Here is a 26,006-nt window from a genome sequence, read left to right on the forward strand (position 1 = left end):
CGGTCGGCCATTGTAGTGAGCCCGAAGCGAGCGCCATGTCCAACATCGAAGACCTCAAGAGCACCGGCCTGAAGGCCACGCTGCCGCGCCTGAAGATCCTGGAGGTCTTTCAGAACGCCACGCAGCGCCACATGACGGCCGAGGACGTGTTCCGCGTGCTGCTCGACGAGCGCAGCGACATCGGCCTGGCCACCGTCTACCGCGTGCTGATGCAGTTCGAACAGGCTGGCCTGCTCACGCGCAGCAATTTCGAGTCGGGCAAGGCCGTCTACGAACTCAACGAGGGCCAGCACCACGACCACCTGGTCTGCCTGGACTGCGGGCGCGTCGAGGAATTCTTCGATGCGGAGATCGAGAAGCGCCAGCAGATGGTGGCCAAGTCGCGCGGCTTCGCGCTGCAGGAGCACGCGCTGTCGCTCTACGCGAACTGCACCAAGGGCGACTGCCCGCACCGCGGCGCCGGCAAGGTCCCCGGCGGCCACCGCTAGGCGCGGCGTTCGTCACTCGTCGCGCGACATCGCGGCGCGGTGGCGCTGCACGAACTCCTGGTAGGTGTCGATGCCGCGCAGCTGCAGGATGGTGTTGCGCACGGCGGCCTCCACCAGCACGGCGATGTTGCGCCCCGCCACCACCTGAATCACGGCCTTGCGCACGGGCACGCCCAACACATCCTGGTACAGCGGCTCATAGGGCATACGCTCGTAGTCGCGCTCCATGGTCTCGCGGCGCACCAGGTGCACGATGAGCTGCAGCCGCATCTTGCGGCGCACCGCCGTCTCGCCAAAGATCGCCTTGATGTCGAGCAGGCCGATGCCGCGCACCTCCAGCAGGTTCTGCAGCAGCTCGGGGCAGCGGCCTTCCACGCTGGTCTGGTTGATTCGGTACAGGTCCACCGCGTCGTCGGCCACCAGGCCGTGGCCGCGCGAGATGAGCTCCAGCCCCAGCTCGCTCTTGCCCAGGCCCGATTCGCCCGTGATCAGGACCCCCATGCCCAGGATGTCCATGAACACGCCGTGCATGGTGGCGCGGTCGGCGAAATGGCGCGACAGGTAGGCGCGCAGCACGTCGATCACGAAGGCCGCGGACTCGTGGGTCGCGAACATCGGGATCTGCGCGCGCTCGCACATCGCGAGCAGTTCGTCGGGCGCGGGCTTGTCGTCGGCCACCACCAGCACCGGCGGCTCCAGCGTCACGATGCGCGCCACGCGGCGCTTGTTGTCCTCGGTGCTGGGGCTGGTGAGGTAGGCCACCTCACGCTCGCCGATGACCTGCAGGCGGTAGGGGTGGATGTAGTTGAGGTAGCCGACCAGGTCGGCGCCCGAGCGCGCCGCGCGGATCGCCACCTCGTCGAAGCGGCGCTCGGAGGCCCCCAGGCCGGCGATCCACTGCCACTTCAGCGTGTCCCGGTGGTCCTCGAAGAGGACGTCGGCGCTGACGACGGTGGGTTTCAATGGAGAACGGGGTTCAGGCCGCGGCGTGCGCGGACTGCCAGTTGGAAATCAGCCCGTGCAGCGCACCGGCGTCGGACGAAAACTTCATGCGCTCGCGCAAGGCGCTGTCGCTGAGCAGCTCGGCGATCTCCGACAGGATTTCCAGGTGTTTCTGCGTGGCCGCCTCGGGCACCAGCAGGAAGATCATGAGCTGCACCGGCAACTCGTCCGGGGCGTCGAAGCCAATGGGACTGGCGAGCTGGAACACCGCCGCCAACGGCTGCTTGAGACCCTTGATGCGGCCATGCGGAATGGCCACGCCATGGCCCAGGCCGGTGGACCCCAGGCGTTCGCGCGCGAACAGGCTGTCGGTGATGAGCGCGCGGTTGAGGCCGTGCAGGGTTTCGAACAGCAGGCCCGCTTCCTCGAAGGCGCGCTTTTTGCTGCTGGCGTCGACGGCGACGAGCACCTGCGCGGCGGGCAATATGGCAGACAGTCGGTTCATGGGGGCCCTTTCGGGCGCGGATTATGCGCTTCTGCTTTCCTACGCCTAGATGAAAAGGACAAAAAAGCCGCTTGACAATTCAAGCGGCTTGTTGCAGTGCAGCACGACCGGGAACCCGCTAACGGCGCGGGTTGTGACCGTTTTCACATCAGGCGTTTGACGGCTTCGTGGTTGTGTTCCTGGGTCTTGGTCTTGTAACGCAGCACCTGGCGGTCGAGCTTGTCGGCCAACTCATCGACGGCGGCGTACAGATCGGCATGGGCGCTCTCGGCGAACAGGTCCCGGCCTTTCACGTGGATGTTGCATTCCGCACGCTGCCGCAGGGCCTTTTCCTTGAGGTTGTCCACTTTCAACAGCACCCGGATGTCGACGACCTGGTCGAAGTGTCGGGAAATGCGTTCGAGCTTGCTGGTGACGTAGCCGCGCAGGGCGGGGGTGACCTCGAGGTCGTGACCGTTGATCGTCAGGTTCATGGATGAGCCTCCAATTGCTCCGGGTTGACACAGGCCGCCGGCGGCAGGGCCATCCGGCGACCACGGGATGGCTTGAGACCCACTATGCCGACGATGCCCTGAGCACGCAAGCCGAAACCGTCAGAAATCGTGACTTCCGGATCGCCTTCAGGACCGGCGGTCGGGCCCCTGCTGCGCGCCGTGCAGGCGAAGCCGCCGCGCCACCACCACGCTGGCGCAGCTGGCGACCACGCCGATGAGGCCCGCCACCCAGTAGTGCTCCACCCGACCGGCGGCGTCGCGCACGATGATCAGCCCGCCGACGAGCGAGGCCAGGCCCATGGCGGCCGACTGCACCGCGGCGTTGAGCGCCATGAAGGTGCCACGCAGGCGCGGCTCGGCGGCCGAGGTGATGATGGCCATGCCCGGGATCATGCGGCCCGACATGAGCACGAAGAAGCCGGTGGACACGAGCAGCGCGACCCACAGCGGCGCCGGCGGCAGCAGCGTGGTGGCCATGAGCGGCAGCGCCACGAGCAGGGCCAGGCGGGTGAAGGTGGGCACCTTGCCGTGCCGGTCGGTCATGCGGCCGAACCAGCGCGCCGTCAGCAGGGTGACCGCGCCGCCCACCAGGTACAGCAATGGGATGTCGGCGTCGCCCAAACCCACGTTGGCCTGCATGTAGATGGTGATGAAGGGGATCACCGTGAAGCCCGTGAACATCATGAGCGCCGACATCGCAAAGGCGCGCCAGTGGTTGCGCTCGGCCAGCGCCGAGGCCAGGCCGCGCCAGACCGTGGGCGGGCCGGCCCGCAGGTGGCCGCGCAGCGGCGGCAGGGTCAGGCTGGCGGCGGCCAGGCACACGGCGCACAGCAGCGCGATGGCGATGAAGGTGGCGTGCCAGCCCGCCCAGCCGGCCAGCCACAGGCCCAGCGGCACCCCGGCCACCGTGGAAAACGAGAAGGCGGACATGACGATGCCCATGGCGCGACCGCGCCGCTCGAAAGGCACCACGTCGGCCACGATGGTCTGCGCCAGCGCCGACAGCACGCCGCCGAACACGCCGGCGGCGATGCGCGCGCCCATGAGAAAACCGTAGCCCGGGGCCAGGCCGCAGGCCAGCGTGGCCAGGGCGAACAGGCCATAAAGACCCAGCAGCAGCGTGCGGCGGTCGAAGCGGTCGACGTAGGTGGCCGCGAGCAGGCCCGAGGCACCGGCCGACAGCGTGTAGGCCGACACCAGCAGGCCGAACTGCGCGTCGCTGATGCCGAAGAGCCGCGTGAACTGCGGCCCCAGGGGCATCACGATCATGAAGTCCAGGATGTGGGTGAACTGGATGCCGGCCACGGTGAGCAGCAGCCAGCGTTCGCGCGTGGGACTGAGGGGCGAGGGATCGGTCACGGGCAGCGGTCGAGGCAGGGTGGCCGAGTGTCGCCGATGCCGTGTCGCGGCGCCCATGCGCCCCTGTGCTCCCGCCCATGGACAACGCCCTGGCGGCGCATCGCGCGCGATCAAGGAGGCCCTGCCCACCCAGCCGCCGGCCGAATCGCCGTGATAGCGTAGCGGGCCGAACGACTTCGACAGGAGCCCCGCATGCCCCCCACCCATGGCCCCCTCGCCGCGCCGGTCGCGCGCCGCGCCCGCCTGGCCCTGCAGGCCCCCTCCTCCCGGTCACGCTGAGCACGACCCGCGGGCCCGGCATGTCGCTCGACACCGTCCTCAGCCACAGCATTCCCTTGCGCCACCCCGGCGGGCCCAGGGCCGACGGCTGCGCCCTCGTGCTCATGGGCGGCGGCGCGCGCACCGCCTACCAGGCCGGCGTGCTCAAGGCCGTGGCCGCCATGCTGCCCGAGGGCGGCGCGGCCTTTCCCTTCCGCTGGCTGTTCGGCACCTCGGCCGGCGCCCTCAACGCCAGCTTCCTGGCCTGCCGCGCGGGCGATGGCGCCGCCGCGCTGCCCGCGCTCGGCGAGTTCTGGCTGAAGCTGCGCTCCGACCAGGTCTACCGCCTGGACGCACCCAACTGGGTGCGCGCCAGCCGCGTGCTCGCGGGCTGGACGCTGGCGCGCCAGGTCAAGCGCCACCGCGCCCTGCTCGACACCCTGCCCCTGGTGAACACCCTGCACCGCCACATCGACCTGCAAGGGCTGGAGACGGCGCTGGAGCGCGGCGCGATCGACGTGCTCGGCGTGACCGCGTCGAGCTACTCCACCGGCGAGCACTGGACCTTCTGCCAGACCCGCGCCGACAGCACCGTGCCGGCCTGGCACCGGCCCGGGCGACGCGCCGAGTTCCAGCCCATCACCATCGAACACCTGATGGCCTCCAGCGCCATTCCCTTCCTGTTTCCGGCCGTGCCCCTGTGGGTGAGCGGCCACCGCGAGCACTTCGGCGACGGCTCCATGCGCCAGCTCTCGCCCCTGTCGCCCGCCATCCAGTTCGGCGCGCGCCGCATCCTGGTCGTGGGCGTGGGCCAGCCGCAGCGCGCGGGCCTGGCCGGGCGGCACGACACCGCCGAACTCACGGCGGGCACCATCGCCGGCCACGCCATGGCCAGCGTCTTCCACGACACCCTTCAGGCCGACGTGGAGCAGACCATGCGCGTGAGCCAGACCCTGGCGCGCCTGCCGCCGGAGGTCTCGACCCTTCTGCCCTACCACCCGGTGGAGGTGATGGCCATCCAGCCCAGCGTGTCGCTCGACGAACTCGCGCTCAAGCACGTGAACGAACTGCCCGTGACCACGCGCCACACGCTCATCGGCCTGGGCGCGCTGGACACGCGGCGCGGCGCCAACGCCAGCGCCGCCGCCCTCGCCAGCTACCTGCTGTTCGAGCCCGGCTTCGTGCACGCGCTCATGGCCCTGGGCGAGCACGACGCCTGGCGCCGCCAGGACGAGCTGAAGGCCTTCCTGGCGCCCGCTGGCAGCCCCGCCGCACCAGGCCCGGTGCGATAATCGCGGCCGTTTTTGCACACGGAGCCCTTGATGGACAGCACACCCCCCAGTCGTGTGCTTTCAGCCCTCCCCGCGACCGTCTGAGCAGCGCCCTGACGCTGCGGCCTGGACGGGCGGCTGGCTGAAAGCGCCACCGAACCCGCCGGCCGGATTCCCGGCCACCGCCAGACCGCCACCGACACGCAGGAGCGCGCCATGCTCAATGTCTTCACCCTGGCCAACGGCCGCCTCTTCCAGGAAGAGATCGAGTCCCTGGAAGAGCTCGCCAAGTTCAAGCCCATCTGGGTCGACCTGGAAGACCCCACCCCCGAAGAACGCCGCTGGGTCAAGCAGCATTTCGGCCTGTCCATCCCGGAAGACGCGATGGACGAGGACATCGAGGAGTCGGCGCGCTTCTTCGAGGAGGACAACGGCGAGCTGCACGTGCGCAGCGACTTCCTCATCGACGACGACGAAGACCCGCGCGCGGTGCGCGTGGCCTTCATCCTCAACGAGCACAACGACTCGCTCAAGAGCCGCGGCGTGCTGTTCTCCATCCACGACGAAGACGTGCCCGTGTTCCGCCTGCTGCGCATGCGCGCGCGGCGCATGCCCGGCCTGATCGACGACGCCAAGGACGTGCTGCTGATGCTGTTCGACGCCGACGCCGAGTACTGCGCCGACACGCTGGAGGACATCTACGACGACCTGGAAACGGTGAGCGCCAAGGTGCTCTCCAGCGAGGCCAGCGACTCGGCCCTGGGCGAGGCACTGTCGGCCATCGCGCGCCACGAGGACATGTCGGGCCGCATCCGCCGCAACGTCATGGACACGCGCCGCGCGGTGAGCTTCATGATGCGCAGCCGCCTGCTGAGCGCCGAGCAGTTCGAGGACGCGCGCCAGATCCTGCGCGACCTCGACTCGCTCGACGGCCACACCGCGTTCCTGTTCGACAAGATCAACTTCCTGATGGACGCCACGGTCGGTTTCATCAACATCAACCAGAACAAGATCATCAAGATCTTCTCGGTGGCCAGCGTGTCCCTGCTGCCACCGACGCTGGTGGCCAGCAGCTACGGCATGAACTTCCAGTTCATGCCCGAACTGACCTGGCGCTTCGGTTACCCGCTGGCGATCGGGTTGATGGTGCTGTCGGCCGTGGTGCCGATGCTCTACTTCAGGAAAAGGGGTTGGCTACGCTGACTCGCCGAGCAGGCGCTCGACGATGGCCGCGCTGTAGCGGCTCGCCACCTGCGTGAGGAAGCGCGGGAAGTCCACGTGGGCCGCGTCGTCGGCGCGGTCGGAGATGGTGCGCACCACCGCCAGCGGCACGCCGAAATCCGCGCACACCTGGGCCACGGCCGCGCTCTCCATGTCCACGGCCAGCGCGTCCGGCAGTTCGCGCTGCAGGGCCTCGCTCTCGGCGGTGCGCGAAACGAAGCGGTCGCCCGTCAGGAGCAGGCCCCGGTGCACGCGCGAGTCGCCCAGGCCGAAGGCCTCGACCGCCGCGGCGCCCAGGGCAGCCGGGGCCTCGCGCAGCGTGGCCTCGCAGGCGCGCGCCAGTCGATCGCTCAGGGCCCCGTCGGAAGCGAAGCGCGAGCGCCCGTAGCCCGGCACCTCATGGCGCGGAAAGACCGGCGACGCGTCCATGTCGTGCTGCAGCAGCTCGGCCGCCACCACCACGTCGCCCACCTTCACGCCCGCGCCCAGGCCACCGGCCACGCCCGTCATCACGACCGCGCTGGCGCCGAAGCGCGCGATCAGCAGCGCGGTGGTGGTGGCCGCCGCGGCCTTGCCGATGCCCGAGAGCACCGCCACCACCTCCTGCCCATGCAGGTGGCCGCGCCAGAAACCGCGCCCGGCGAACGCGGTGCGCTGCTCGTCGGGCAGCAGCGCGAGCACGGCCTCGAGCTCCTGCGGCAGGGCGCTGACCAGCGCAAGCGTCATGCCGGCTCAGACCTTCACTTGTCGCGCAGCTCGCGGCGCAGGATCTTGCCCACCGGCGTCTTGGGCAGATCGGTGCGGAACTCGATCACGCGCGGCTGCTTGTAGCCCGTGAGGTTGGCGCGGCAGAACTCGCGCACCTGCTCTTCGGTGAGCGACGGGTCCTTCTTCACGATCACCAGCTTCACGGCTTCGCCGGTCTTGTCGTCCGGCACGCCCACCACGGCGCACTCCAGCACGCCGGGCAGCTGCGCGACCACGTCCTCGACCTCGTTCGGGTAGACGTTGAAACCGCTGACCAGCACCATGTCCTTCTTGCGGTCCACGATCTTGAAGTAGCCGCGCTCGTCCATGATCCCGATGTCGCCACTCTTGAAGAAGCCGTCGGGCGTCATGACCTTGGCGGTCTCATCCGGGCGCTGCCAGTAGCCCGCCATCACCTGCGGGCCGTGGATCGCAATCTCGCCGGGTTGGCCCACGGGCACCTCGCGGCCCTCGTCGTCCAGGCACTTCAGGCGCGTATTGGGCAGGGGCACGCCGATGGTGCCGGTGTACTCGGTGCTGGTGGTGGGGTTGCAGGTGGCCGAGGGGCTGGTTTCGGACAGGCCATAGCCCTCGCAGATCGGGCAGCCGGTTTTCTCGAGCCAGCGCTTGGCCACCGCGCCCTGCACCGCCATGCCGCCGCCCACCGAAACCTTCAGGTGGCTCCAGTCCACGGTGTTGAAGTCGGGGTGATTGGCCAGGCCGTTGAACAGCGTGTTCACCGCGGGAAAGCTGTGGAAGCGGTGCTTGCTCAACTCCTTGAGCACCGCCGGCAGGTCGCGCGGGTTGGGGATGAGGATGGTTTTGCCGCCCACGCGCAGGCTCAGCATCATGTTCACGGTGAACGCGAAGATGTGGTACAGCGGCAGCGCGCACACGCTGGTGGGCTGCTCGCCGGCCGGGACCTTCTTCATCACCGGGTCGTTCCAGGCCTCGGACTGCAGCACGTTGGCGATGATGTTGCGGTGCAGGAGCACCGCGCCTTTGCTCACGCCCGTGGTGCCGCCGGTGTACTGCAGCACGGCCATGTCGTCGGCCTTGATCTCGGGCTTCTTGAACGCGCCGCGCGCGCCGCGCGCGAGGGCGTCGTTGAAGCGCACGGCCTGCGGCAGGTTGAAGGCCGGCACCATCTTCTTGACCTTGCGCACCACGTAGTTCACCAGGCCACCCTTGAGCAAGCCCAGCATGTCGCCCATGGCCGCAAGCACCACGTGCTTCACTGGCGTGGCCGCGATGCACTGTTCCAGCGTGCGGGCGAAGTTCTCGATGATGACGATGGCCTTGGCGCCCGAGTCCTTGAGCTGGTGTTCCAGTTCGCGCGCGGTGTACAGCGGGTTCACGTTCACCACCACCAGGCCCGCGCGCAGGATGCCCGCGACGACCACCGGGTACTGCGGTACGTTGGGCATCATGATCGCCACGCGGTCGCCCTTCACGAGGCCCAGGCCCTGCAGGTAGGCCGCCACGGACTGAGAGGCCGCGTCGGTCTGCGCGAAGCTCACGTCCTTGCCCATGAAGCTGTAGGCGGTCCGATCGCCGAAGCGCCGGAAGCTCTCCTCCATCAGGTGCACCAGCGAGGGGTACTGGTTCACGTCGATGTCGGCGGGCACCCCTTCGGGGTAAGCGGCGAGCCAAGGACGGTCGGCGGTGGCGGTCGGCATGCAGGTCTCCTCTCGTTGTGCGCCCGATGGGCGAGGTCTCACTCCACGGCTTTGGTGATGTCCTCGACGACTTTCTTGGCGTCGCCGAAGACCATCATGGTCTTGTCCATGTAGAACAGTTCGTTGTCCAGGCCCGCATAGCCCGCGGCCATGGAGCGCTTGTTCACGATCACGGTCTTGGCCTTGTAGGCCTCCAGGATGGGCATGCCGTAGATGGGGCTGCCCTTTTGCAGCGCCAGCGGGTTGACCACGTCGTTGGCGCCCAGCACGATGGCCACGTCCGCCTGCCCGAACTCGCCGTTGATGTCCTCCATCTCGAACACCTGGTCGTAGGGCACTTCGGCCTCGGCCAGCAGCACGTTCATGTGGCCCGGCATGCGCCCGGCCACGGGGTGGATGGCGTACTTCACCGTGATGCCCTTGTGCGTGAGCTTCTCGGCCAGCTCCTTCACCGCGTGCTGCGCGCGCGCCACCGCCAGGCCGTAGCCCGGCACGATGACCACGGTTTCGGCGTTGCCCAGGATGAAGGCCACGTCGTCGGCGCTGCCGCTCTTGGCGGTGCGCTGCACGCCGCCGCTGGCCACCGCGCCGGCCTCGCCGCCGAAGCCACCCAGGATGACGCTGATGAACGAGCGGTTCATGGCCTTGCACATGATGTAGCTCAGGATCGCGCCCGAGCTGCCCACCAGCGAGCCGGCGATGATCAGCATGCTGTTGTTCAGGCTGAAGCCGATGCCCGCTGCCGCCCAGCCCGAGTAGCTGTTGAGCATGGACACCACCACCGGCATGTCGGCGCCGCCGATGGGGATGATGATGAGCACGCCCAGGATGAAGCCCAGGGCGATCACCAGCACGATGTCCATCCAGCTCTGCGAGTGCCAGAAGCCGAAGATGAAGAAGGCCGTGGCCAGGCCCAGCAGCAGGTTGAGCTTGTGCTGCCCGGCGAAGGTGACCGGCGCGCCCTGGAACAGGCGGAACTTGTACTTGCCCGAGAGCTTGCCGAAGGCGATGACCGAGCCGCTGAAGGTGACCGCGCCGATGAAGGCGCCCAGGGCCAGCTCGATGCGGTTGCCGCCCGGGATGGGCTCGCCGTGCGCGGCGATGCCGAAGGCCCAGGGCTCGGCCACCACGGCCACCGCGATGCACACCGCCGCCAGGCCGATCATGCTGTGCATGAAGGCCACCAGCTCGGGCATCTTGGTCATCTCGACCTTCTTGGCCATATAGGCGCCGACGCCGCCGCCGACCACCAGGCCGCCGAGCACGTAGACCATACCCTGGGCCTTGCCGCCCGAGAGTTCGACGATGAGCGCGGCGGTGGTGAGCACGGCGATGGCCATGCCCGTCATGCCGAAGACGTTGCCCCGGATGGAGGTGGTGGGGTGCGACAGACCCTTCAGGGCCTGGATGAAGCAGACCGAAGCGATCAGGTACAGCAGGACGACCAGGTTCATGCTCATGCTTTGTCTCCCGCGGCCGGGGCCTTCTTCTCTTTCTTCTTGAACATCTCCAGCATGCGGCGCGTGACCAGGAAGCCGCCGAAGACGTTGACCGCCGCCAGCGCCACGGCCAGCACGCCCATGGTCTTGCCCAGCGGGGTTTCGGTGAGCGCGGCGGCCAGCATGGCGCCCACGATCACGATGGCCGAGATGGCGTTGGTCACGGCCATGAGCGGCGTGTGCAGCGCGGGCGTCACCGTCCACACCACGTGGTAGCCCACGTAGATGGCCAGCACGAAGATGATGAGGTTGATGAGGGTGGGAGAGACGGCGTCCATGGGCGGCTCCTAGGTTTTCTTGATCTCGGTGATGCGGTTGCCTTCACCCAGCAGCACCACGCGCGGCTTCCAGCCCGGCACCGCGCTGTCGGCCACCGGCGAGTAGGTGCAGATGATCAGCAGGTCGCCCACATGGGCCTTGCGCGCGGCCGCGCCGTTGAGCGAGATGGCGCCCGAGCCGCGCGCGGCCTTGATGATGTAGGTGGAGAAACGCTCGCCGTTGTTGACGTTGTAGAGCTCGATCTTCTCGAACTCACGCATGTCGGCGGCGTCCAGCAGGTCTTCGTCGATGCCGCAGGAACCTTCGTAGTGCAGGTCGGCTTCGGTCACGGTGGCGCGGTGCAGCTTGGCCCGCAGCATCACGCGGCTGGCGGCATCGCTCATTTGCGCTTGACCTCGCCGGCTTGGGTCATCAGACAGGCGACCACGATGTCGTCGTCCATCGGCACCTGCACGGCGCTGGCGTCCTTGGGCAGCACGAGCTTCAGGAAGTCGAGCACGTTGCGCGCGTACAGCGCGGAGGCGTCGGCCGCCACCAGCGCGGGCAGGTTGGTCTCGCCGATGATCGTCACGCCGTGCTTGACGACCGTCCTGTCGGCTTCGGTGAGCGGGCAGTTGCCGCCGACGCTTCCATCGGCATTGCCGGGCCCCTTGCCCGCCGCGATGTCCACGATCACCGAGCCAGGCTTCATGCTCTTGACCATCTCTTCGGTGATCAGCGTGGGCGCCGCGCGGCCGGGAATGAGCGCGGTGGAGATCACCACGTCGGCCATCGCCACGCGCTTGGCCACCTCGGCGGCCTGGCGCTGCAGCCAGCTCGGCGGCATGGGCTTGGCGTAGCCGCCCACGCCCTCGGCCGCTTCCTTCTCCTCCGGCGTTTCGTAGGGCACGTCGATGAACTTGCCCCCCAGGGACTCGATCTGCTCCTTCACGCTGGGGCGCACGTCGCTGGCCTCGATGACCGCGCCCAGGCGCTTGGCCGTGGCGATCGCCTGCAGACCCGCCACGCCCACGCCCAGGATGACCACGCGCGCGGCCTTCACGGTGCCGGCGGCCGTCATGAGCATGGGGAAAAAGCGCGGGTAGGCGTTGGCCGCGAGCATCACGGCCTTGTAGCCGGCGATGTTGGCCTGCGAGGACAGCACGTCCATGCTCTGCGCGCGCGTGGTGCGTGGCGCGGCCTCCAGCGCGAAGCCGGTGAGCCCGGCGGCGGCCAGGGCCCGCAGGCCTTCGGCGTCGAAGGGGTTGAGCATGCCCACCAGGGTGGCGCCGGCTTTCATCAGCGGCAGCTCGCTGGCCTGCGGGCTGCGCACCTTGAGCACGAGGTCGGCGCCCAAGGCGCCGGCGGCGTCGGTGATCTGCGCGCCCGCCGCTTCGTACGCGGCGTCGGTGGCGCTGGCGTGCAAGCCGGCGCCGGCCTGCACTCGCACCACATGGCCTTGGGCCACCAGTTTCTTTGCCGTCTCCGGCGTCACGGCCACACGGGTCTCGCCCGCCAGGGTTTCGGCGGGTACGCCAATGAGCATGGGTGTCTCCTCGCGCTCGGTTCAGAAATCAACGGGCGAGCTTAACTGAAAGCCCGTCCCCAACGGCCCCCGCCCATAATCGCCGCCCATGACTTCCCGTTGGGCACCGAGCGTCACCGTGGCCTGCCTCGCCGAGCGCGACGGCCGCTACCTGCTGGTCGAAGAGCACACCCCCGAAGGCCTGCGCCTGAACAACCCGGCGGGCCACCTGGAGCCGGGCGAAAGCCTGGTGCAGGCCGCGGCGCGCGAGGCGCTGGAGGAGACCGCGCACCCTTTCACGCCCGAGGCGCTGGTGGGCGTGTACCTGGCCCGCTTCGAGCGGGCCGGCGAGCCCATCACCTACCTGCGTTTCGCGTTCTGCGGCGCCGTGGGCGAGGCCGTGGCCGGCCGCGCGCTCGACCGCGGCATCGTGCGCACCTGCTGGCTCACGCCGGACGAGGTGCGCGCGTCAGCCGCGCGGCACCGCAGCCCCCTGGTGCTGCGCTGCATCGAGGACCACCTGGCCGGTCGCCGGCTGCCACTGGACGGACTGCACACCCACCCCAGCGTGTTCGGCGGCTGACGGCGCCAGCGGCAGCCAGAGGGAAAAGCAGCTGCCGCGCCCGGGGCGCGAGCGCACCGACAGCTCCAGCCCCAGCAGCAGCGCGGTCTGCTTGACGATGACCAGGCCCAGCCCGACCCCGCTGTCGGTTTCGGTGCCGGGCTCGCCCCGGAAGTGCCGTTGGAACACCTGCGCCTCGGGCTCCGGCGGCAGCCCACCGCCGGTGTCCCACACCTGCAGCAAGGCGCCCCGGCGCCGCACGCGGCACGACACCAGCACGCCACCCGCCTCGGTGTAGGCCACGGCGTTGCTCACCAGGTTGAAGACCATGCGCTGCAGCAGCGGCGCGTCGGTGCTGACCAAGGCCAGGCAGGGCGTGACCGACCAGCGCAGCCCCTTGGCCCGGGCCCGCGGCCCGAAGGTGCCGTCCACCTGCTCCAGCAGGGGCTCCAGCGAAAAGGTCGCGGACTGCGGCCGCAGCGAACCGGTCTCCAGCCGGGCCACGGTCATCACCGCGTCGAGCAGGCGATCGGCCGTCTCCAGCCCGGCCTTCATCTGCTGCAGCATGGGCCCCGGGTGGCGCAGGGGGCGCTGGCGCTCCAGCGATTCGGCCGCGAGCGTGATGGCGTAGAGCGGCTGGCGCATGTCGTGGCTCACGGCGGCGAGGAAGCGCGACTTTTCATCGGTGGCGCGGCGCGCCATGTCGCGCTCGAGCTCCGTGCGCAGGCGGTCGGCCTGCGCGCGCTCGGCGGCCTGGCGCTCGACGCGGAAGCGGTCCGCCAGCGCGAAGGACAGCAGCACCATCTCGAGCGCGGCGCCCATGGGCAGCGCGTTGACGACCAGGGGATGGCCCGGCAGCCAGCCCAGGCGGTAGAACACGTAGAGCAGCGCGCTCACCCACAGGCAGGCCCAGGCCACGGTGAAGGGCAGCGCGGCCGGGCGGCGCTCGCGCAGCCCGTCGTACGCCATGGCCACCAGCATCAGCGTGGTCACGGCGACCGCCCAGGGCACCAGGCGCTGGCCGGGCGACAGCGGCGGGAGCAGGTTGAGGAGGAAGACCACAACCCAGCCCCAGGTGAGCCGGCGCGCGGCGCAGTCCAGCCGCGGCGCGTGCGCGGCGGTCTGCAGGAAACGGCGCGCGAAGGGCAGCAAGAGGCCGCCGCCCAGCGCCAGCGACAGGTTGACCGCGTAGTGCTGCAGCAGCGCCCCGCCGGGCCACAGGTACTGGGCCAGGAAGCCCTGGTTGCCGAACTGCCAGACCCCCAACGCGCTGACCAGGCCCACGTAGTAGAGGTAGGCGCGGTCGCGGATGCTGAAGTACAGCATGGCGTTGTAGAGGATCAGGCCGGCGAGCAGGCCGAAGAAAACACCGTGCAGGCCATAGACCCACTGGTCCTGACGGGCCAGCGCCTCGCGCGGCCACAGCTTGACCGGCAACTGGGCCATGCCGTCGGTGCGCACGCGCATGTAGACCGGGGTGTCGGCGCCGGGCGCCAGGGTGAGCGGGATCACCGGCAGGCGGTGTGAGTGGGCGCGCCGCCCGGGCGGCAGGCTGTCGCCGCTGAGGCCCAGGCGCACGGCCTGGCCCGGTGGGCCGGACCAGAGTTCGACCAGGTCCAGATTGGCGTTGTCCACCACCCACATCCAATGGGCGGGCGCGTCGGCGCTGGCGTGCAGCACCACGCGAAACCACAGATCGAAGGAGCCCTGGCCCAGGTTGCCCGCTTGCCAGGCCGGCGGCAGGGGCTTGAAGTCGGCGCTGGCCGCGTCGGCGGCGTCGGGGCGCCAGGGGTGCGTGCGGTTGTCGAGGAACTGCAGTGCGGGCGTGAGGGCGACGGCGTTGTCCGGGGCGCCCAGCGCCACCCGCTCAGGCGGTGGCGAGGCGGCGCAGGGCAGCAGCATGAGCCACAGCCAGACCCAGGCCATGCCCCGCCGCCATCCCTGACCGACTGGCGCCCCACCGTGCATCGTCACCCCGCGACACGCGCGGCCCGCGGGGGGCGGGCCGACCGAGCAGGGACCAGTATTCGGGCCGCGCGCGGCCGCCTCAATACTGCGACGGCACTAGTTCCGGGGGGAGTATGCGCGCCGGGCGGATGGGGCTTCAGGCCGCCAGTGCCGCGGCCGGGCCGTAGGCTTCGTCGCCCGAGGCCGCCTCGGTGAGGATCACGCCACCACCCAGGCAGACTTCGCCGTCATACAGCACCGCGCTCTGGCCGGGTGTGACCGCCCACTGCGGCTGTTCGAAGCGCAACACGAAACCGGTCCCGCCCAGGGGCTCCATGGCGCAGGGCGCGTCGGCCTGGCGGTAGCGCGTCTTGGCGGCCATGGCCCCGGCCGGCGGCGGCTCGCCGGCCACCCAGCTCGCGTCGTGCGCGCGCAGGCGCGACGTCAGCAGCCAGGGGTGGTCGTGCCCCTGCACGGCCCACAAGGTATTGCGCGCGATGTCCTTGCGCGCAACGAACCAGGGCTCGTGCTCGCTGCCCCCCTTTTGCGCGCCCTTGGGCCGCACGCCGCCGATGCCCAGGCCCTGGCGCTGGCCCAGGGTGTAGAAGCTCAGGCCCACGTGCTCGCCGATGGTGCGGCCGCGCTCGTCCTTGATGGGGCCGGGCGCGCTGGCGATGTAGCGGTTGAGGAACTCGCGGAAGGGCCGCTCGCCGATGAAGCAGATGCCGGTGCTGTCCTTCTTCCTGGCGTTGGGCAGACCGATCTCGGCCGCGAGGCGGCGCACCTCGGTCTTGGGCAGCTCGCCCACGGGGAACATGGTCCTGGCGAGCTGGGCCTGGGTGAGGCGGTGCAGGAAGTAGCTCTGGTCCTTCAGCGGGTCCAGGCCCTTGAGCAGTTGGTGCCGCACACCGGCGCCATCGCGCGCGCTGGCGCGCGAGGTGCCGTCCGACCCCAGTGGCTCGCCCGTGTCGGCGGCCACGCGGCGGACACGGGCGTAATGCCCGGTGGCGATCTTCTCGGCGCCCAGGCGCATGGCGTGGTCCAGGAAGGCCTTGAACTTGATCTCGGCGTTGCAGAGGATGTCGGGATTGGGCGTGCGCCCGGCCTGGTACTCGCGCAGGAATTCGGCGAACACGCGGTCCTTGTACTCGACGGCGAAGTTGACGTGCTCGATGTCGATGCCGATCACGTCGGCCACGCTGGCGGCGTCCAGCCAGTCCTGGCGGCTGGAGCAGTACTCGCTGTCGTCGTCGTCCTCCCAGTTCTTCATGAAGATGCCGACGACCTCGTGGCCCTGCTGCTTGAGCAGGTACGCGCTCACCGCGGAGTCCACGCCCCCGCTCAAACCCACCACCACCCGATGCTTCGCTGCCATGGGGCGGGATTATCCCAGCGGCCCGGCAACCCTGGCGCGCACGGGGCCGCGCCGCTTAAGGCGCATTTCAGCCGGCCCGGCTGCAATGGCGGCGCCCGCATGTGCGGGCGTCACTCTCAGCACCTCCATGAAAGCTCTCGCCATCGCCACCACCACCCTGGCCCTGTTCGCCGCCGGCAACGCCCTCGCTGGCCCCACCTGCGCGCCCAGCAAAGAGGGCTGGAAGCCCGAGGCCGATTTCAAGAAGGACCTGCAGGCCCAGGGCTACCAGATCAAGACCTTCAAGGTCACCAAGGGCAACTGCTACGAAATCTACGGCCACGACAAGGCCGGCAAGAAGGTCGAGATCTACTTCGACCCGGTGTCGGGCAAACCGGTCAAGTCCCAATGAACACGCCGCCGAGCGCCGAGCGGGTCTGGGACCCGTTCGTGCGCGTCTTCCACTGGTCCCTGGTGAGCACCGTGGTGCTGAACCAATGGGTGCTGGAAGAAGGCGAAGGGCCCCACCGCTGGCTGGGCTATGCGGCCGCGGTCCTGGTGCTGCTGCGCGTGGTCTGGGGCTTCATCGGCCCGCGCTACGCGCGCTTCAGCGACTTCTGGCCCACGCCCACGCGCCTGCGCCACCACCTGCGCGCCTGGTTCCGGGGCGATGAAATGCACGTTCCCGGTCACAACCCCCTGGGCGCGCTGATGATGCTGGCGCTCATGCTGCTGGTGCTGCTGCTGGCCCTCACGGGCTGGCTGCAGGGCACCGACCGCTTCTGGGGCAACGAGGCCCTGCGCGACGCGCATGAAAGCCTGGCCGACGGCCTGATCGGGCTGGCCGGCCTGCACGCCGCGGCGGCCCTCGTGATGGGCCGCCTGGAACGCACCCGCCTGATCAAGGCCATGGTCACCGGCGTCAAAGAGCGCTACTGAGCCGGTCGCGGCGGCCCAGGGCCTAGACTGCCGCCATGCCCGAGCGCCCGACCATCGCCCCCGACGAGGTGGCCTTCTCCGCCATCCGCGCCCAGGGCGCGGGCGGCCAGAACGTCAACAAGGTCAGCAACGCCGTGCACCTGCGCTTCGTGGTGCGCGCCTCCTCGCTGCCCGAGGCGGTGAAGGCGCGCCTGCTGGCGCTCAGCGATACCCGCCTGACGCAGGACGGTGTGATCGTTATCAAGGCCCAGGGCAGCCGCAGCCTGGAGCAGAACAAGGCCGAGGCCCTGGCGCGGCTGCAGGCCATGGTGGACGCGGTGGCCGTGCCCCCCAAGGCGCGCCGCGCCACGCGGCCCACGCGCGCCTCGCGCGAACGGCGCCTGGAAGGCAAGGCGCAGCGATCGGCCATCAAGCAGGCGCGCGGCCGCCCGCGCGGGCTGGACTGAGCGTTTCGCCCCCCACCTGGGGGAGGCTTAAGGTCCTTTTAGGAAGCGCTTAAGCGCTATTTAGCGGCGCGACCGGGGGGCTTTCACGAGACTGGCGGGCATGGACGAGCGGCGCATGGGGCGCCGCCGCCACCGCCGAGCGCCGGGCGTCACCGGTGCCCAAGGACCTCCCACCATGCATTCCCATTCGATCGAAATCGCGGCCATCGCCGCCGCCGCCCGCGCGGGCGAAGGCCGCTTCAACCTGTATGCCGGCATTCACAAGGCGCTGCGCGCCATGATGGCCGACACCCTGCTCGCCCTCGGCCGCGCCGACCCCACCGACGAGGCCGAGGTGCACGACGCCGGTGACCGCACCATCGAACTGATGGAGATGTTCGAGCGCCACCTGGAGCACGAGAACCGGTTCATCCACCCCGCGCTGCGGGCGCGCTGCCCCGGCGTGTGCGATGCCGTCGCCGAGGAGCACGAAGACCACCTGCGCCACACCGCCCAGCTGCGCGGGGCCGCGCGCGCCCTGGCCGCCGTGCCGGCCGACGAACGCGCCGGCGCGATGCACGCGCTGTACCTGGCGCTGGCCCTGTTCGTGGCCGACAACCTGCGGCACATGCACGCCGAGGAAACGGTGCACAACGGCGCGCTCTGGGCCACCTACAACGATTTCGAGCTGCTGGCCCTGCACGACGAGCTGGTGGCCAGCATCCCGCCGCAGGAGATGATGACCGTCGCGCGCTGGATGCTGCCCGCGTCGAACGCCATGGAGCGCTGCCTGATGGTGAACGACATGCAGGCCAAGGCGCCCGCGCCGGCGGTGGCCGCCGTGCTGGACCTGGCGCGCGCCCACCTGGGCCCACGCGACTGGGCCAAGCTGGCGCGTGGCATGAACCTGCCGCCGGTGCCCGGGCTGGTGAGCGCCTGAACCGCGCGCTAGGGGCTCTCGGTCAGCTCCACCGGCGCCAAGGCATCGAAGCGGAAACTGCCGCGCCCGGTCTTCTGCAGCCGCAGCGCCGGGCACTGCTCGCCCAGGCGGCGGTGCAGCAGCAGCAGGCGCGCCTCCAGGTTGTCGCTCACGTCGGGCAAGCCCAGCGTGGTGTCCAGCCGCAGCTCGCGGTTGGTGAACTCGCTGCGGCCGCCGCGGTGGTCGTTCAGCAGCTTCCACAGGATGGCGCCGGCCACGCCTTTGATGAGGTAGGCGTTGTTCACGAAGATGCTGTCGTCGCGCCGGTAGCGGCGCACGCGCAGCAAGGGGGCCGCGCTGGCGGCGACGGCCGCGCTGGCGGCCGCGACGCCGTCGTCACCGCAAGGCTCCTCGGACTCGTGCATCAGGTCGATGCCGGCCGCCAATTGGCCGGCGAGCGCGACCAGCAAGTCCTCGTCGTCGTGGTTCAGGTGCATCTCGTGCTCGCTTTCCACGAACAGCACCCCCAGGACCCGGCCGGCGGACAGCAGCGGCACCGCGAGCTGGCTGCCCGGCCGGGCCAGGCCGGGGTAAGGAATCTCGGCGCCCGCTTCGCGCCGGCCCAGGCTGACGGCCAGGGCCTGGTTGTAGCGCGCGGCGCTCGTCATGTGATTGATGCGCACCGGCGTGCCTTCGCGCGCGGCCACGCCAATGACACCGTGGCCCACCGCGATTTCCGAGCCCACGCCCGAGGTCGGGTACCCCCGGCTGCCCACGGTGTAGAGCCGCCCCGAGGCGGTGTCGGCGATCAGCACCATGGCTTGCGACAGGCCCAGCTCCTGCTGCAGTCCATCCAGCGCGGCGTCCAGCAGTGCGTCGAGCGTGCGCGCACGCGCCAAACGCCCGCTGAGGCGACGCAGCACCGCCAGGGGCTCGGGGCGCTGGCGCGGTGCGGGCAAGGGCGGCGCCTTGCCCACCGGCACGCGCTCGATGGCCAGCACCTGGTGGATGTCGGCGCCGCGCAGGCGAAACACGTCCTCCAGGCGCTCGTGCGAGGCGATGCCCGCCAACTGCGCCTTCATGCGCTCGAACACCGGCCCCTCGTCTTCCGTGCGCAGGTACTTCAGGTGCAGGCGGTAGAAGTGGAAGTTCAGGGGGTTGGTCACCAGCACCGTGGAGCGCGGATGCGCCAGCAGGTTCTGCCGGGTGCGATTGAAGAACTGGAAGGACAGCGCCACATGGTGCTCGTCCACATGGTGCACCTGGGAGAGGTAAGCCACGTTGGGCGTGCCATCGGCCGCCACGGTGGCCATCACGGCAGGGATCGCGCCTTCCAGACAGGGCCTGAGTTCGGCCATGGTGGCGAGCTGCTCGGGACCGATGGCGGCGGTGGCGTTCATGAAGAAGGGTTCAAGCGGCCATCAGTGGGCTGCCCGCACGGGAGCCGGGTGTCTGGTCATAGGCTTCGTCGGGCTCGAACTCGACGGCCACCAGATCGTCCGGCGCATGCGCGAGCAAGGCCTGCACATAGAGCGGCGCGAAACCGAGCACCGAGAGCTCCTGCTCCAGCGACTGCCGGTAGCGCTCAAGGTAGGGCTGGTCGTCGGCCCGCGGCTCGCGCAACCGGACGCGCCGGCTCTTGAACTGAACCGTCAGGTGGGTGCTGGGCTGGCTGAACACCGCCGCGAGCCGCCCGCTGGCCGCGATATTGGCCAACAGCTGGCGCGACTGGGCGCGCCCCAGATAGGCGGTGATGCGCCGTCCTCCGTCGTCGATGCGGCTGCCCACGGCCCGCATCACGCTGGGCGTCAGCTCGAGGTCGCAGCTGCTGAGCATGAGCGACACCCCCTTGACCAGCATGGTCAGGAACTCGGGCTTGAGCGGGGGCAGGGAGGGGTTCATGGGGCCAGCGGCGCGGGACGCGCGGATCATAGCCAGCGACCTTTCATCGACCAAGCCAGGCCACAGCCAGCGGGGGATGTTCCGAATTTCGCACGGACGTGCTAAATTTCGCCGCCATGGACGCCCGGACCCAGAAAAGCGAACTGACGCGCGCCGCCATCGTCGGCGCCGCGCTCGACCTCGCCTCGGCCGAGGGCCTGGAGGCCATCACCCTGCAGGCGGTGGCCGACCGCATCGGCCTGTCCAAGAGCGGCGTGTTCTCGCGCGTGGGTTCGCGCGAGGCGCTGCAAAAGGCCGTCATCGAGGAATTCGGCCGCCGTTTTCTGGCCGACGTTTTCGTGCCGGCCATGCAATCACCCAAGGGCCTGCCGCGCCTGGGCGAGATCGTGCGGCGCTGGCTGATCCGCCTGCGCGACGTGGAGGCGCACACGGGCTGCCTCTATACCTCCGGCGCCTTCGAACTCGACGACCGCGAGGGCGAGTTGCGCGAGCTGCTGCTGGGCGAGGTGACGCGCTGGCGCGCCGCCTTGCGTCGCACCGTGCTGCAGGCCATCGAGGCCGGCCACCTGAAGGCCGACACTGACCCGGAGCAGCTGGTTGGAGAGATCTGCAGCCTGGCGATCGGGCTGGTCCACGACGTGCGCTTCCTGCGCGATCCCCGTGCCGCCGAGCGCGCCCAGGCCACCTGGGCGCGGCTGCTCAAGACCTACGAAAGCTGAGAAGCGGTGCCTTGCCGCTACTTTTTGTTTGGCTACATTTCGCACATCCGTGCGATTTCAGGAGATCGACGATGAACAGCACCTCGTTGCAAACCGCCTCGGCCTACTACCAGGCCAACCGCGGCACGCGCTGGTTGCGCTGGGCGCTCACCGTGTCCGAGCGCGTGTGGCCGGCGCTCGCCGTGCGCGGCGCCTACCGCGTGTTCGGCACCCCCCTGCCGTCCAAGTGGCTGCATCGGCGCCAGCCGGACCTGGCGCGCTGGCGGATCGCGCGCCTGCCTTTCGAGGACGCCAGCCTCACGCTCTACCAGCCGCCTGCCGGCCCGCACGGTCCCGTGGTGGTCCTGCTGCACGGCTGGGGCGGCTACGCCGCGCAGATGCTGCCGCTGGCGCAGGCCTTGAGCGCGCAGGGCCTGCGGCCCCTGCTGGTGGACCTGCCGGCGCATGGGCGCAGCGAAGGCAGCACCAGCAACCTGCCGCAGTTCGCGCGCGCCATCGACTACCTCGTCGCGCGCCAGCAGCAGCAGGGCCATGAGGTGCGCGCGGTGGTGGCGCATTCGCTGGCGGCCAACGCGCTGACCTATGCGGCGGCGCGCGGCCTGGCCGTGCCGCGCCTGGCGCTGCTGGCGCCGCCGGCCTCGCCCCATGCCTACACGCGGCTGTTCGCTTCCGTGTTCGGCCTGAGCGAAGACACCCGCGCGCGCCTGCAGCAGCGCGTGGAAACGCGCGAGGGCATCCTGATGCGCCAGTTCGAGCCCGCCGCCGTGGGACCGCGCGTGGCCCAGCCCACACTGATCGTCCACGACCGCGAAGACCGCATCAACCGCTTCGCCGACGCCGAGGCCTTCCGCGATGCGATCCCCGGCGCCCAACTGATGGAGACCCGCGGCCTGGGCCACACACGCCTGCTGCGCGACGAGGCCGTGGTGCAGGCGGTGGTGGCGCACCTGCAGGGCTGAGCGCGCGGCGGCGCGCCCCCTTCACTTCGCCGCTTCGCTCGGCGCGCGGCTCAGCGCGTTGTTCTCATCCACCACGATGCGCATGAGGCGCATGAACTCGGCGCGCTGACGCTCGGTCAGCGGCGCCAGGATCTGCTGCTGCGCCTGCAGCATGGCCGGCACCGCCTCGGCCAGCAGCTTCTCGCCCGCGGCCGTGAGCCAGAGCTGGCGCGCGCGCCGGTCGGTAGGCGCGGTGCGCCGCTCCAGCGCGCCGCGCTGCTCCAGCCGGTCGACCACCCCCCCGGTGGTGGACGCGTCCAACGCGATGGTGCGCGCCAGGGTACGTTGGTCGATGCCCGGCTGATTGGCCACGGTTTGCAGCGCCGCGTACTGCACCGGCGTGACGCCCAACTCGGACAGTTCCTGCAGGAAGATGCCCACCGAGATCTGGTGCAGCCGCCGGATGTAGTGGCCCGGCTGGTCGTCGATGCTGACGTTGGACGGCTCGGAACGTTTCATGAAGGGCGGCGGGACAGGACGACGGGAGGGAGTGGACAGCATGCTATCAGGACACTTATGATGAGTGTACTGATCATCAGTATGCAAATCTTGTGAAGGAGACAGGCATGGCGACACAAGACAAGGACCTCCCCGTCCTCGTGGCCGGTGGTGGCATCGGCGGCCTGGCCGCGGCGCTGGCGCTGGTGCGCCAGGGTTTTCGCGTCCAGGTGTTCGAGCAGGCGCCGCAGATCGGCGAGATCGGCGCCGGCATGCAGCTCGGCCCCAACGCCTTCTGGGCCTTCGACGCCCTGGGCGTGGGCGAGGCGGCGCGCTCGCGCGCGGTCTACATCGACGAGATGGTGATGACCGACGCCATCGATGAGTACACCATCGGCCGCGTGCCCACGGGCGAGGCCTTCCGCCAGCGCTTCGGCAACCCCTACGCCGTGATCCACCGCGCCGACGCGCACGGCTCGTTGCTGGAGGGCGTGCAGGCCAGCGACCGCGTGAGCTTCCATACCGCCACGCGCATCGAGCGCATCGAGCAGGACGCCGACGGCGTGACGGCCCATGACCAGCACGGCCAGGCGCACCGCGGCCTGGCGCTGATCGGCGCCGACGGCGTGAAGTCCGTGGTGCGCGAGCAGTACGTGGGCGATCCCGCGCGCGTCACCGGCCATGTGGTCTACCGCGCCGTGGTCGACAAGGCCGACTTCCCCGAAGACCTGCGCTGGAACGCCGCCAGCCTGTGGGCCGGCCCCAACTGCCACCTGGTGCACTACCCGCTGCGCGGCGGCGAGCAGTACAACGTGGTCGTCACCTTCCACAGCCGCGAGACGGAAGAGTGGGGCGTGAAGGACGGCAGCAAGGAAGAGGTGCTGAGCTACTTCCAGGGCATCTGCCCGAAGGCGCGAAAGCTCATCGAGCTGCCCAAGAGCTGGAAGCGCTGGGCCACGGCCGACCGCGACCCGATCGAGCGCTGGAGCTTTGGCCGCGTGACGCTGCTGGGCGACGCGGCCCACCCCACCACGCAGTACATGGCGCAGGGCGCCTGCATGGCCATCGAGGACGCGGTGACCCTGGGCGAGGCCCTGCGCGTGCACCAGGGCGACTTCGAAAAGGCCCTGGACCTGTACCAGCGCTCGCGCATCGCGCGCACGGCCCGCATCGTGCTCAGCTCGCGCGAGATGGGCCGCATCTACCACGCCAAGGGCGTGGAGCGCCTGGTGCGCAACGACCTGTGGCGCGGCCGCTCGCCCGAACGCTTCTACGATGCCGTGGAATGGCTGTACGGCTGGCGCGTCGACAACTGCCTCGCCCCGCACTGAATCCCACGGAGACCTCGATGAACGACCTCGGACGCCTCGAAGACCTGCCCGCCGACTACGTGGCCGCCCTGCGCGAGCGCAACCTGGTGCCGCTGTGGCCCAGCCTGCGCGGCGTGCTGCCGCCGCAGATTCCCACGCGCCAGACGAGGCCTACGCACTGGGCCTACGCCGACATCAAGCCGCTGCTGCTGAAGGCCGGCGAGCTCACGCCGATCGAGAAGGCCGAGCGCCGCGTGCTGGTGCTGGCCAACCCCGGCCACACGCTGGAGAAGATGCAGGCCAGCGCCGCGCTCTACCTGGGCATGCAGCTGCTGTTGCCCGGCGAATGGGCGCCCAGCCACCGCCACACGCCCAACGCGGTGCGCATGGTGGTGGAAGGCGAGGGCGCCTGGACCACGGTGGACGGCGAGAAGTGCCCCATGAGCCGCGGCGACCTGATCCTCACGCCCACCGGCCGCTGGCACGAGCACGGCCACGACGGCGACCAGCCCGTGGTCTGGCTCGACGTGCTGGACCTGCCGCTCATGTACTACCTGGAGGTGAGCTACCACCTCAATGGCGGCCGGCAGGCGGTCAAGCCCGGCCGCGGCGACCGCGCCTATTCGCGCGCCGGCGTGGTGCCCACGCCCGTGTTCGGCCGCGCCGGCCAGCGCTACCCCATGCTGCGCTACCCCTGGGCCGACGCCAAGGCCGCGCTGCTGTCCATCGCCGAGGACCGGGCCGACCTGCACCACGTGCAGGTCACCTACACCAACCCCGAGACCGGCGAGGACGCCGAAAACGTGCTCGGCTTCCACGCGCTGATGCTGCGCCCGGGACAGACGCTCACGCTGCCCGCGCGCTCGCCGGCCTGCGTGTATCACGCCATCGAAGGGCGCGCGCGCGTCAGCGTGCAGGGGCACGACTTCGACCTGAAGGAGGCCGACACCTGCTGCATCCCGGGCTACACGCCCACCACGCTGGCCAATGCCTCGGCCAGCGAGCCCGCCTTCCTCTTCGTCGCCGACGAGTCGCCGCTGCACCGCAAGCTCGGCGTCTACGAGGTGCGCCCCGACAACCAACCGCAGATGCCCTGACCCCGGATCCACCATGCCCCAGTACCTCTTCAATCCGCCCGCCGTCGCCGCCCTGCCCATCCAGGGCAAGAGCGAGCTGTTCCCCGTCAACCGACTGTTCTTCGTCGGCCGCAACTACCACGCGCACGCGGTGGAAATGGGCAAGCCCGTGGACAAGTCGGTCGAGCGGCCCTTCTATTTCACCAAGTCGCTCACCACGCTCACGCCCTCGGGCAGCACCGTGCCCTACCCGAGCGAAACCAGCAACTACCACTTCGAGATGGAGCTGGTGGTGGCCATCGGCCGCGCGGGCTTTCGCGTGGCCGCGGCCGACGCGCACGAGCTGATCTACGGCTACGCCGCCGGCCTGGACATGACGCGGCGCGACCTGCAGCTGGTGGCGCGCGACAAGGGCCGCCCCTGGGACCTGGGCAAGGACATCGAGCAAGGCTCGGTGTGCAGCGACATCGTGCCCCTGCCGTTCACCGTGATCGAGCGCGGCGCCGTCGAGCTCACGGTGAATGGCGCGACGAAACAGAAGTCCGATGTGGACAAGCTGATCTGGAACGTGCGCGAGATCATCGAAGACCTCTCGCGCTTCTACCACCTGCAGGCCGGCGACCTGATCTACACCGGCACGCCCGAGGGCGTGGGCGCGGTGGTGCCGGGCGACCGGCTCGAGGGCCGGGTCGAAGGCGTGGGCGGCGTGTCGCTCACGATCGGCGCGGCGGCCTGAGCCCCACGGCGCGCGGGGCGCTGGCTATCATGCCGGCGCATGCCCTCTCCCGACGAAACCCCGCGCGCCCTGCGCTGGCTGCTCTGGCTGGCCGGCACGGTGTCGCTGGGCCTGGGCATCCTGGGCGTGGCTCTGCCGGGCTTGCCCACCACCCCGTTCGTTTTGCTCGCGGCGGCCTGCTACGCCAGGGCCTCGCCGCGCCTGCACGGCTGGCTGCGCGGGCACCGCTTCTTCGGCCCCATGGTGCGCGACTGGGAAGAGCACCGCAGCCTGAGCCGGCGCACCAAGCGCTTCGCGCAGATCACCATGCTGCTGATGGTGTCGCTGTCGGCCTGGGGCCTGCGCGAGCGGCCCGTGCTGCTGGGCGTGGTGCTGGTGGCGGCCGCGATCGGCGTGTGGGTGGTCGCGCGCATTCCCACGCGCGGGCCCTGAAGG

At 70.0% G+C, this 26,006-nt stretch carries 29 protein-coding genes; 14 read left to right on the forward strand and 15 right to left on the reverse strand.

Translation table 11 applies throughout. The features are described from left to right. Nucleotides 1-35: 35 nt before the first annotated feature. Entirely contained in the window at nt 36-488 is a 453-nt protein-coding gene (gene fur / locus DY262_RS15555; protein WP_070399826.1) for a ferric iron uptake transcriptional regulator, read from the forward strand. Nucleotides 489-500: 12 nt separating this feature from the next. Here fur and hprK read toward each other — a convergent pair whose 3' ends face one another. From hprK to DY262_RS15575, 4 genes are all read right to left on the reverse strand, one after another. Beyond that, nucleotides 501-1,451, reverse strand: a complete 951-nt coding sequence (gene hprK / locus DY262_RS15560) for an HPr(Ser) kinase/phosphatase (protein ID WP_070399825.1) — start codon at nt 1,449-1,451, stop codon at nt 501-503. 13 nt (nt 1,452-1,464) lie between these two features. Beyond that, a complete protein-coding gene (locus DY262_RS15565) occupies nt 1,465-1,935 on the reverse strand; it encodes a PTS sugar transporter subunit IIA (protein WP_116960023.1) in 471 nt (156 codons plus the stop codon). A 143-nt stretch (nt 1,936-2,078) separates the two neighbouring features. Next, nucleotides 2,079-2,408 carry a ribosome hibernation-promoting factor, HPF/YfiA family gene (gene hpf, locus DY262_RS15570; RefSeq protein WP_070399823.1) on the reverse strand — a complete coding sequence of 110 codons (330 nt, stop codon included), beginning with the start codon at nt 2,406-2,408 and terminating at the stop codon, nt 2,079-2,081. Nucleotides 2,409-2,555: 147 nt separating this feature from the next. Continuing rightward, nucleotides 2,556-3,788, reverse strand: a complete 1,233-nt coding sequence (locus tag DY262_RS15575; protein ID WP_245981041.1) for an MFS transporter — start codon at nt 3,786-3,788, stop codon at nt 2,556-2,558. A 299-nt stretch (nt 3,789-4,087) separates the two neighbouring features. Between DY262_RS15575 and DY262_RS15580 the strand changes: the two genes are divergently transcribed. Beyond that, nucleotides 4,088-5,338, forward strand: a complete 1,251-nt coding sequence (locus DY262_RS15580; protein ID WP_116960025.1) for a patatin-like phospholipase family protein — start codon at nt 4,088-4,090, stop codon at nt 5,336-5,338. Nucleotides 5,339-5,533: 195 nt separating this feature from the next. Then, nucleotides 5,534-6,520: a magnesium/cobalt transporter CorA gene (corA, locus tag DY262_RS15585; protein ID WP_070399820.1), complete on the forward strand. Its 987-nt coding sequence runs from the start codon at nt 5,534-5,536 to the stop codon at nt 6,518-6,520. Here the strand turns inward: corA and DY262_RS15590 are convergent. Genes DY262_RS15590 through DY262_RS15615 form a run of 6 tightly spaced genes read right to left on the reverse strand, consistent with a single transcriptional unit; the run spans nt 6,512 to nt 12,267 of the window. Continuing rightward, nucleotides 6,512-7,264: a 5'-methylthioadenosine/adenosylhomocysteine nucleosidase gene (locus DY262_RS15590; RefSeq protein WP_116960026.1), complete on the reverse strand. Its 753-nt coding sequence runs from the start codon at nt 7,262-7,264 to the stop codon at nt 6,512-6,514. The two genes, corA and DY262_RS15590, sit on opposite strands and share 9 nt — an antisense overlap. Nucleotides 7,265-7,278: 14 nt before the next feature. Beyond that, nucleotides 7,279-8,964, reverse strand: a complete 1,686-nt coding sequence (locus DY262_RS15595) for a long-chain-fatty-acid--CoA ligase (protein ID WP_116960027.1) — start codon at nt 8,962-8,964, stop codon at nt 7,279-7,281. Between the two features lie 38 nt (nt 8,965-9,002). Then, nucleotides 9,003-10,424 carry an NAD(P)(+) transhydrogenase (Re/Si-specific) subunit beta gene (locus DY262_RS15600; RefSeq protein WP_116960028.1) on the reverse strand — a complete coding sequence of 474 codons (1,422 nt, stop codon included), beginning with the start codon at nt 10,422-10,424 and terminating at the stop codon, nt 9,003-9,005. Continuing rightward, a complete protein-coding gene (locus DY262_RS15605) occupies nt 10,421-10,741 on the reverse strand; it encodes an NAD(P) transhydrogenase subunit alpha part 2 (RefSeq protein ID WP_070399816.1) in 321 nt (106 codons plus the stop codon). Before DY262_RS15605 ends, DY262_RS15600 begins: the two co-directional genes overlap by 4 nt. 9 nt (nt 10,742-10,750) lie before the next feature. Next, the gene (gene panD / locus DY262_RS15610; protein ID WP_116960029.1) at nt 10,751-11,125 is read right to left on the reverse strand and encodes an aspartate 1-decarboxylase; all 375 of its coding nucleotides are present in this window, start codon (nt 11,123-11,125) and stop codon (nt 10,751-10,753) included. Next, a complete protein-coding gene (locus tag DY262_RS15615) occupies nt 11,122-12,267 on the reverse strand; it encodes a Re/Si-specific NAD(P)(+) transhydrogenase subunit alpha (RefSeq protein WP_116960030.1) in 1,146 nt (381 codons plus the stop codon). The genes panD and DY262_RS15615 overlap by 4 nt, the downstream gene beginning before the upstream one ends. Before the next feature lie 88 nt (nt 12,268-12,355). Here DY262_RS15615 and DY262_RS15620 point away from each other — a divergent pair, with 88 nt between their 5' ends. Continuing rightward, nucleotides 12,356-12,829, forward strand: coding sequence for an NUDIX hydrolase (locus DY262_RS15620; RefSeq protein ID WP_116960031.1), 474 nt, complete (start codon nt 12,356-12,358; stop codon nt 12,827-12,829). On the opposite strand, the gene DY262_RS15625 is transcribed toward DY262_RS15620, so the two are convergent. Both DY262_RS15625 and mnmA read right to left on the reverse strand, forming a co-directional pair. Then, nucleotides 12,716-14,734, reverse strand: coding sequence for a sensor histidine kinase (locus DY262_RS15625; protein WP_181936528.1), 2,019 nt, complete (start codon nt 14,732-14,734; stop codon nt 12,716-12,718). The genes DY262_RS15620 and DY262_RS15625 overlap by 114 nt on opposite strands. Before the next feature lie 178 nt (nt 14,735-14,912). Then, a complete protein-coding gene (gene mnmA, locus DY262_RS15630) occupies nt 14,913-16,130 on the reverse strand; it encodes a tRNA 2-thiouridine(34) synthase MnmA (protein ID WP_116960033.1) in 1,218 nt (405 codons plus the stop codon). A 127-nt stretch (nt 16,131-16,257) separates the two neighbouring features. On the opposite strand from mnmA, the gene DY262_RS15635 reads away from it, so the two are divergent. The 4 genes from DY262_RS15635 to DY262_RS15650 all read left to right on the forward strand — a co-directional run bounded on the left by DY262_RS15635 (nt 16,258) and on the right by DY262_RS15650 (nt 18,413). Continuing rightward, nucleotides 16,258-16,521, forward strand: a complete 264-nt coding sequence (locus tag DY262_RS15635) for a PepSY domain-containing protein (RefSeq protein WP_116960034.1) — start codon at nt 16,258-16,260, stop codon at nt 16,519-16,521. Further along, nucleotides 16,518-17,048 (forward strand): cytochrome b/b6 domain-containing protein, encoded by a 531-nt coding sequence (locus DY262_RS15640; RefSeq protein WP_116960035.1) that lies wholly within the window; start codon nt 16,518-16,520, stop codon nt 17,046-17,048. Before DY262_RS15635 ends, DY262_RS15640 begins: the two co-directional genes overlap by 4 nt. A 35-nt stretch (nt 17,049-17,083) precedes the next feature. Then, on the forward strand, nt 17,084-17,494 hold the full coding sequence (gene arfB, locus DY262_RS15645) for an alternative ribosome rescue aminoacyl-tRNA hydrolase ArfB (RefSeq protein ID WP_116960036.1): 411 nt from the start codon (nt 17,084-17,086) through the stop codon (nt 17,492-17,494). 175 nt (nt 17,495-17,669) lie between these two features. Then, on the forward strand, nt 17,670-18,413 hold the full coding sequence (locus DY262_RS15650) for a hemerythrin domain-containing protein (RefSeq protein WP_116960037.1): 744 nt from the start codon (nt 17,670-17,672) through the stop codon (nt 18,411-18,413). Nucleotides 18,414-18,421: 8 nt separating this feature from the next. On the opposite strand, the gene DY262_RS15655 is transcribed toward DY262_RS15650, so the two are convergent. Together DY262_RS15655 and DY262_RS15660 are read right to left on the reverse strand one after the other, a co-directional pair. Further along, nucleotides 18,422-19,792 carry a GAF domain-containing protein gene (locus DY262_RS15655; protein ID WP_116960038.1) on the reverse strand — a complete coding sequence of 457 codons (1,371 nt, stop codon included), beginning with the start codon at nt 19,790-19,792 and terminating at the stop codon, nt 18,422-18,424. Between the two features lie 10 nt (nt 19,793-19,802). Then, complete coding sequence (locus tag DY262_RS15660) at nt 19,803-20,294, reverse strand: hypothetical protein (protein ID WP_245981043.1); 492 nt, start codon at nt 20,292-20,294, stop codon at nt 19,803-19,805. 116 nt (nt 20,295-20,410) lie between these two features. Between DY262_RS15660 and DY262_RS15665 the strand changes: the two genes are divergently transcribed. Both DY262_RS15665 and DY262_RS15670 read left to right on the forward strand, forming a co-directional pair. Continuing rightward, the gene (locus DY262_RS15665) at nt 20,411-21,013 is read left to right on the forward strand and encodes a TetR/AcrR family transcriptional regulator (RefSeq protein ID WP_070399805.1); all 603 of its coding nucleotides are present in this window, start codon (nt 20,411-20,413) and stop codon (nt 21,011-21,013) included. Nucleotides 21,014-21,084: 71 nt separating this feature from the next. Then, nucleotides 21,085-21,972 (forward strand): alpha/beta fold hydrolase, encoded by an 888-nt coding sequence (locus DY262_RS15670; RefSeq protein ID WP_116960040.1) that lies wholly within the window; start codon nt 21,085-21,087, stop codon nt 21,970-21,972. Nucleotides 21,973-21,993: 21 nt separating this feature from the next. Here DY262_RS15670 and DY262_RS15675 read toward each other — a convergent pair whose 3' ends face one another. Beyond that, nucleotides 21,994-22,470, reverse strand: a complete 477-nt coding sequence (locus DY262_RS15675) for a MarR family winged helix-turn-helix transcriptional regulator (RefSeq protein ID WP_070399803.1) — start codon at nt 22,468-22,470, stop codon at nt 21,994-21,996. A 107-nt stretch (nt 22,471-22,577) separates the two neighbouring features. Here DY262_RS15675 and DY262_RS15680 point away from each other — a divergent pair, with 107 nt between their 5' ends. Genes DY262_RS15680 through DY262_RS15695 form a run of 4 tightly spaced genes read left to right on the forward strand, consistent with a single transcriptional unit; the run spans nt 22,578 to nt 26,003 of the window. Continuing rightward, nucleotides 22,578-23,780 (forward strand): 3-hydroxybenzoate 6-monooxygenase, encoded by a 1,203-nt coding sequence (locus tag DY262_RS15680; protein ID WP_116960041.1) that lies wholly within the window; start codon nt 22,578-22,580, stop codon nt 23,778-23,780. Between the two features lie 17 nt (nt 23,781-23,797). After that, nucleotides 23,798-24,856, forward strand: coding sequence for a cupin domain-containing protein (locus DY262_RS15685; RefSeq protein WP_116960042.1), 1,059 nt, complete (start codon nt 23,798-23,800; stop codon nt 24,854-24,856). A gap of 13 nt (nt 24,857-24,869) precedes the next feature. Further along, on the forward strand, nt 24,870-25,571 hold the full coding sequence (locus DY262_RS15690; protein WP_116960043.1) for a fumarylacetoacetate hydrolase family protein: 702 nt from the start codon (nt 24,870-24,872) through the stop codon (nt 25,569-25,571). Nucleotides 25,572-25,610: 39 nt separating this feature from the next. Then, entirely contained in the window at nt 25,611-26,003 is a 393-nt protein-coding gene (locus DY262_RS15695; protein WP_116960044.1) for a YbaN family protein, read from the forward strand. Nucleotides 26,004-26,006 lie beyond the last annotated feature (3 nt).

Source organism: Hydrogenophaga borbori (genome assembly GCF_003417535.1).
In the GTDB taxonomy this organism is placed as follows: domain Bacteria; phylum Pseudomonadota; class Gammaproteobacteria; order Burkholderiales; family Burkholderiaceae_C; genus Hydrogenophaga; species Hydrogenophaga borbori.

Excerpts from the sequence above, each read along its gene's own strand:
- DY262_RS15600 (WP_116960028.1), bottom strand. The coding sequence starts at position 10,424 with ATGAGCATGAACCTGGTCGTCCTGCTGTACCTGATCGCTTCGGTCTGC.
- DY262_RS15670 (WP_116960040.1), top strand. The coding sequence starts at position 21,085 with ATGAACAGCACCTCGTTGCAAACCGCCTCGGCCTACTACCAGGCCAAC.
- DY262_RS15590 (WP_116960026.1), bottom strand. The coding sequence starts at position 7,264 with ATGACGCTTGCGCTGGTCAGCGCCCTGCCGCAGGAGCTCGAGGCCGTG.
- DY262_RS15635 (WP_116960034.1), top strand. The coding sequence starts at position 16,258 with ATGAAAGCTCTCGCCATCGCCACCACCACCCTGGCCCTGTTCGCCGCC.
- DY262_RS15695 (WP_116960044.1), top strand. The coding sequence starts at position 25,611 with ATGCCCTCTCCCGACGAAACCCCGCGCGCCCTGCGCTGGCTGCTCTGG.
- DY262_RS15565 (WP_116960023.1), bottom strand. The coding sequence starts at position 1,935 with ATGAACCGACTGTCTGCCATATTGCCCGCCGCGCAGGTGCTCGTCGCC.
- DY262_RS15615 (WP_116960030.1), bottom strand. The coding sequence starts at position 12,267 with ATGCTCATTGGCGTACCCGCCGAAACCCTGGCGGGCGAGACCCGTGTG.
- panD (WP_116960029.1), bottom strand. The coding sequence starts at position 11,125 with ATGAGCGATGCCGCCAGCCGCGTGATGCTGCGGGCCAAGCTGCACCGC.
- DY262_RS15675 (WP_070399803.1), bottom strand. The coding sequence starts at position 22,470 with ATGAAACGTTCCGAGCCGTCCAACGTCAGCATCGACGACCAGCCGGGC.
- fur (WP_070399826.1), top strand. The coding sequence starts at position 36 with ATGTCCAACATCGAAGACCTCAAGAGCACCGGCCTGAAGGCCACGCTG.
- corA (WP_070399820.1), top strand. The coding sequence starts at position 5,534 with ATGCTCAATGTCTTCACCCTGGCCAACGGCCGCCTCTTCCAGGAAGAG.
- arfB (WP_116960036.1), top strand. The coding sequence starts at position 17,084 with ATGCCCGAGCGCCCGACCATCGCCCCCGACGAGGTGGCCTTCTCCGCC.
- hpf (WP_070399823.1), bottom strand. The coding sequence starts at position 2,408 with ATGAACCTGACGATCAACGGTCACGACCTCGAGGTCACCCCCGCCCTG.
- DY262_RS15625 (WP_181936528.1), bottom strand. The coding sequence starts at position 14,734 with ATGGCCTGGGTCTGGCTGTGGCTCATGCTGCTGCCCTGCGCCGCCTCG.
- DY262_RS15660 (WP_245981043.1), bottom strand. The coding sequence starts at position 20,294 with ATGAACCCCTCCCTGCCCCCGCTCAAGCCCGAGTTCCTGACCATGCTG.
- DY262_RS15665 (WP_070399805.1), top strand. The coding sequence starts at position 20,411 with ATGGACGCCCGGACCCAGAAAAGCGAACTGACGCGCGCCGCCATCGTC.
- DY262_RS15650 (WP_116960037.1), top strand. The coding sequence starts at position 17,670 with ATGCATTCCCATTCGATCGAAATCGCGGCCATCGCCGCCGCCGCCCGC.
- DY262_RS15605 (WP_070399816.1), bottom strand. The coding sequence starts at position 10,741 with ATGGACGCCGTCTCTCCCACCCTCATCAACCTCATCATCTTCGTGCTG.
- DY262_RS15690 (WP_116960043.1), top strand. The coding sequence starts at position 24,870 with ATGCCCCAGTACCTCTTCAATCCGCCCGCCGTCGCCGCCCTGCCCATC.
- DY262_RS15580 (WP_116960025.1), top strand. The coding sequence starts at position 4,088 with ATGTCGCTCGACACCGTCCTCAGCCACAGCATTCCCTTGCGCCACCCC.
- DY262_RS15640 (WP_116960035.1), top strand. The coding sequence starts at position 16,518 with ATGAACACGCCGCCGAGCGCCGAGCGGGTCTGGGACCCGTTCGTGCGC.
- DY262_RS15685 (WP_116960042.1), top strand. The coding sequence starts at position 23,798 with ATGAACGACCTCGGACGCCTCGAAGACCTGCCCGCCGACTACGTGGCC.
- mnmA (WP_116960033.1), bottom strand. The coding sequence starts at position 16,130 with ATGGCAGCGAAGCATCGGGTGGTGGTGGGTTTGAGCGGGGGCGTGGAC.
- DY262_RS15620 (WP_116960031.1), top strand. The coding sequence starts at position 12,356 with ATGACTTCCCGTTGGGCACCGAGCGTCACCGTGGCCTGCCTCGCCGAG.
- DY262_RS15595 (WP_116960027.1), bottom strand. The coding sequence starts at position 8,964 with ATGCCGACCGCCACCGCCGACCGTCCTTGGCTCGCCGCTTACCCCGAA.
- DY262_RS15655 (WP_116960038.1), bottom strand. The coding sequence starts at position 19,792 with ATGAACGCCACCGCCGCCATCGGTCCCGAGCAGCTCGCCACCATGGCC.
- DY262_RS15680 (WP_116960041.1), top strand. The coding sequence starts at position 22,578 with ATGGCGACACAAGACAAGGACCTCCCCGTCCTCGTGGCCGGTGGTGGC.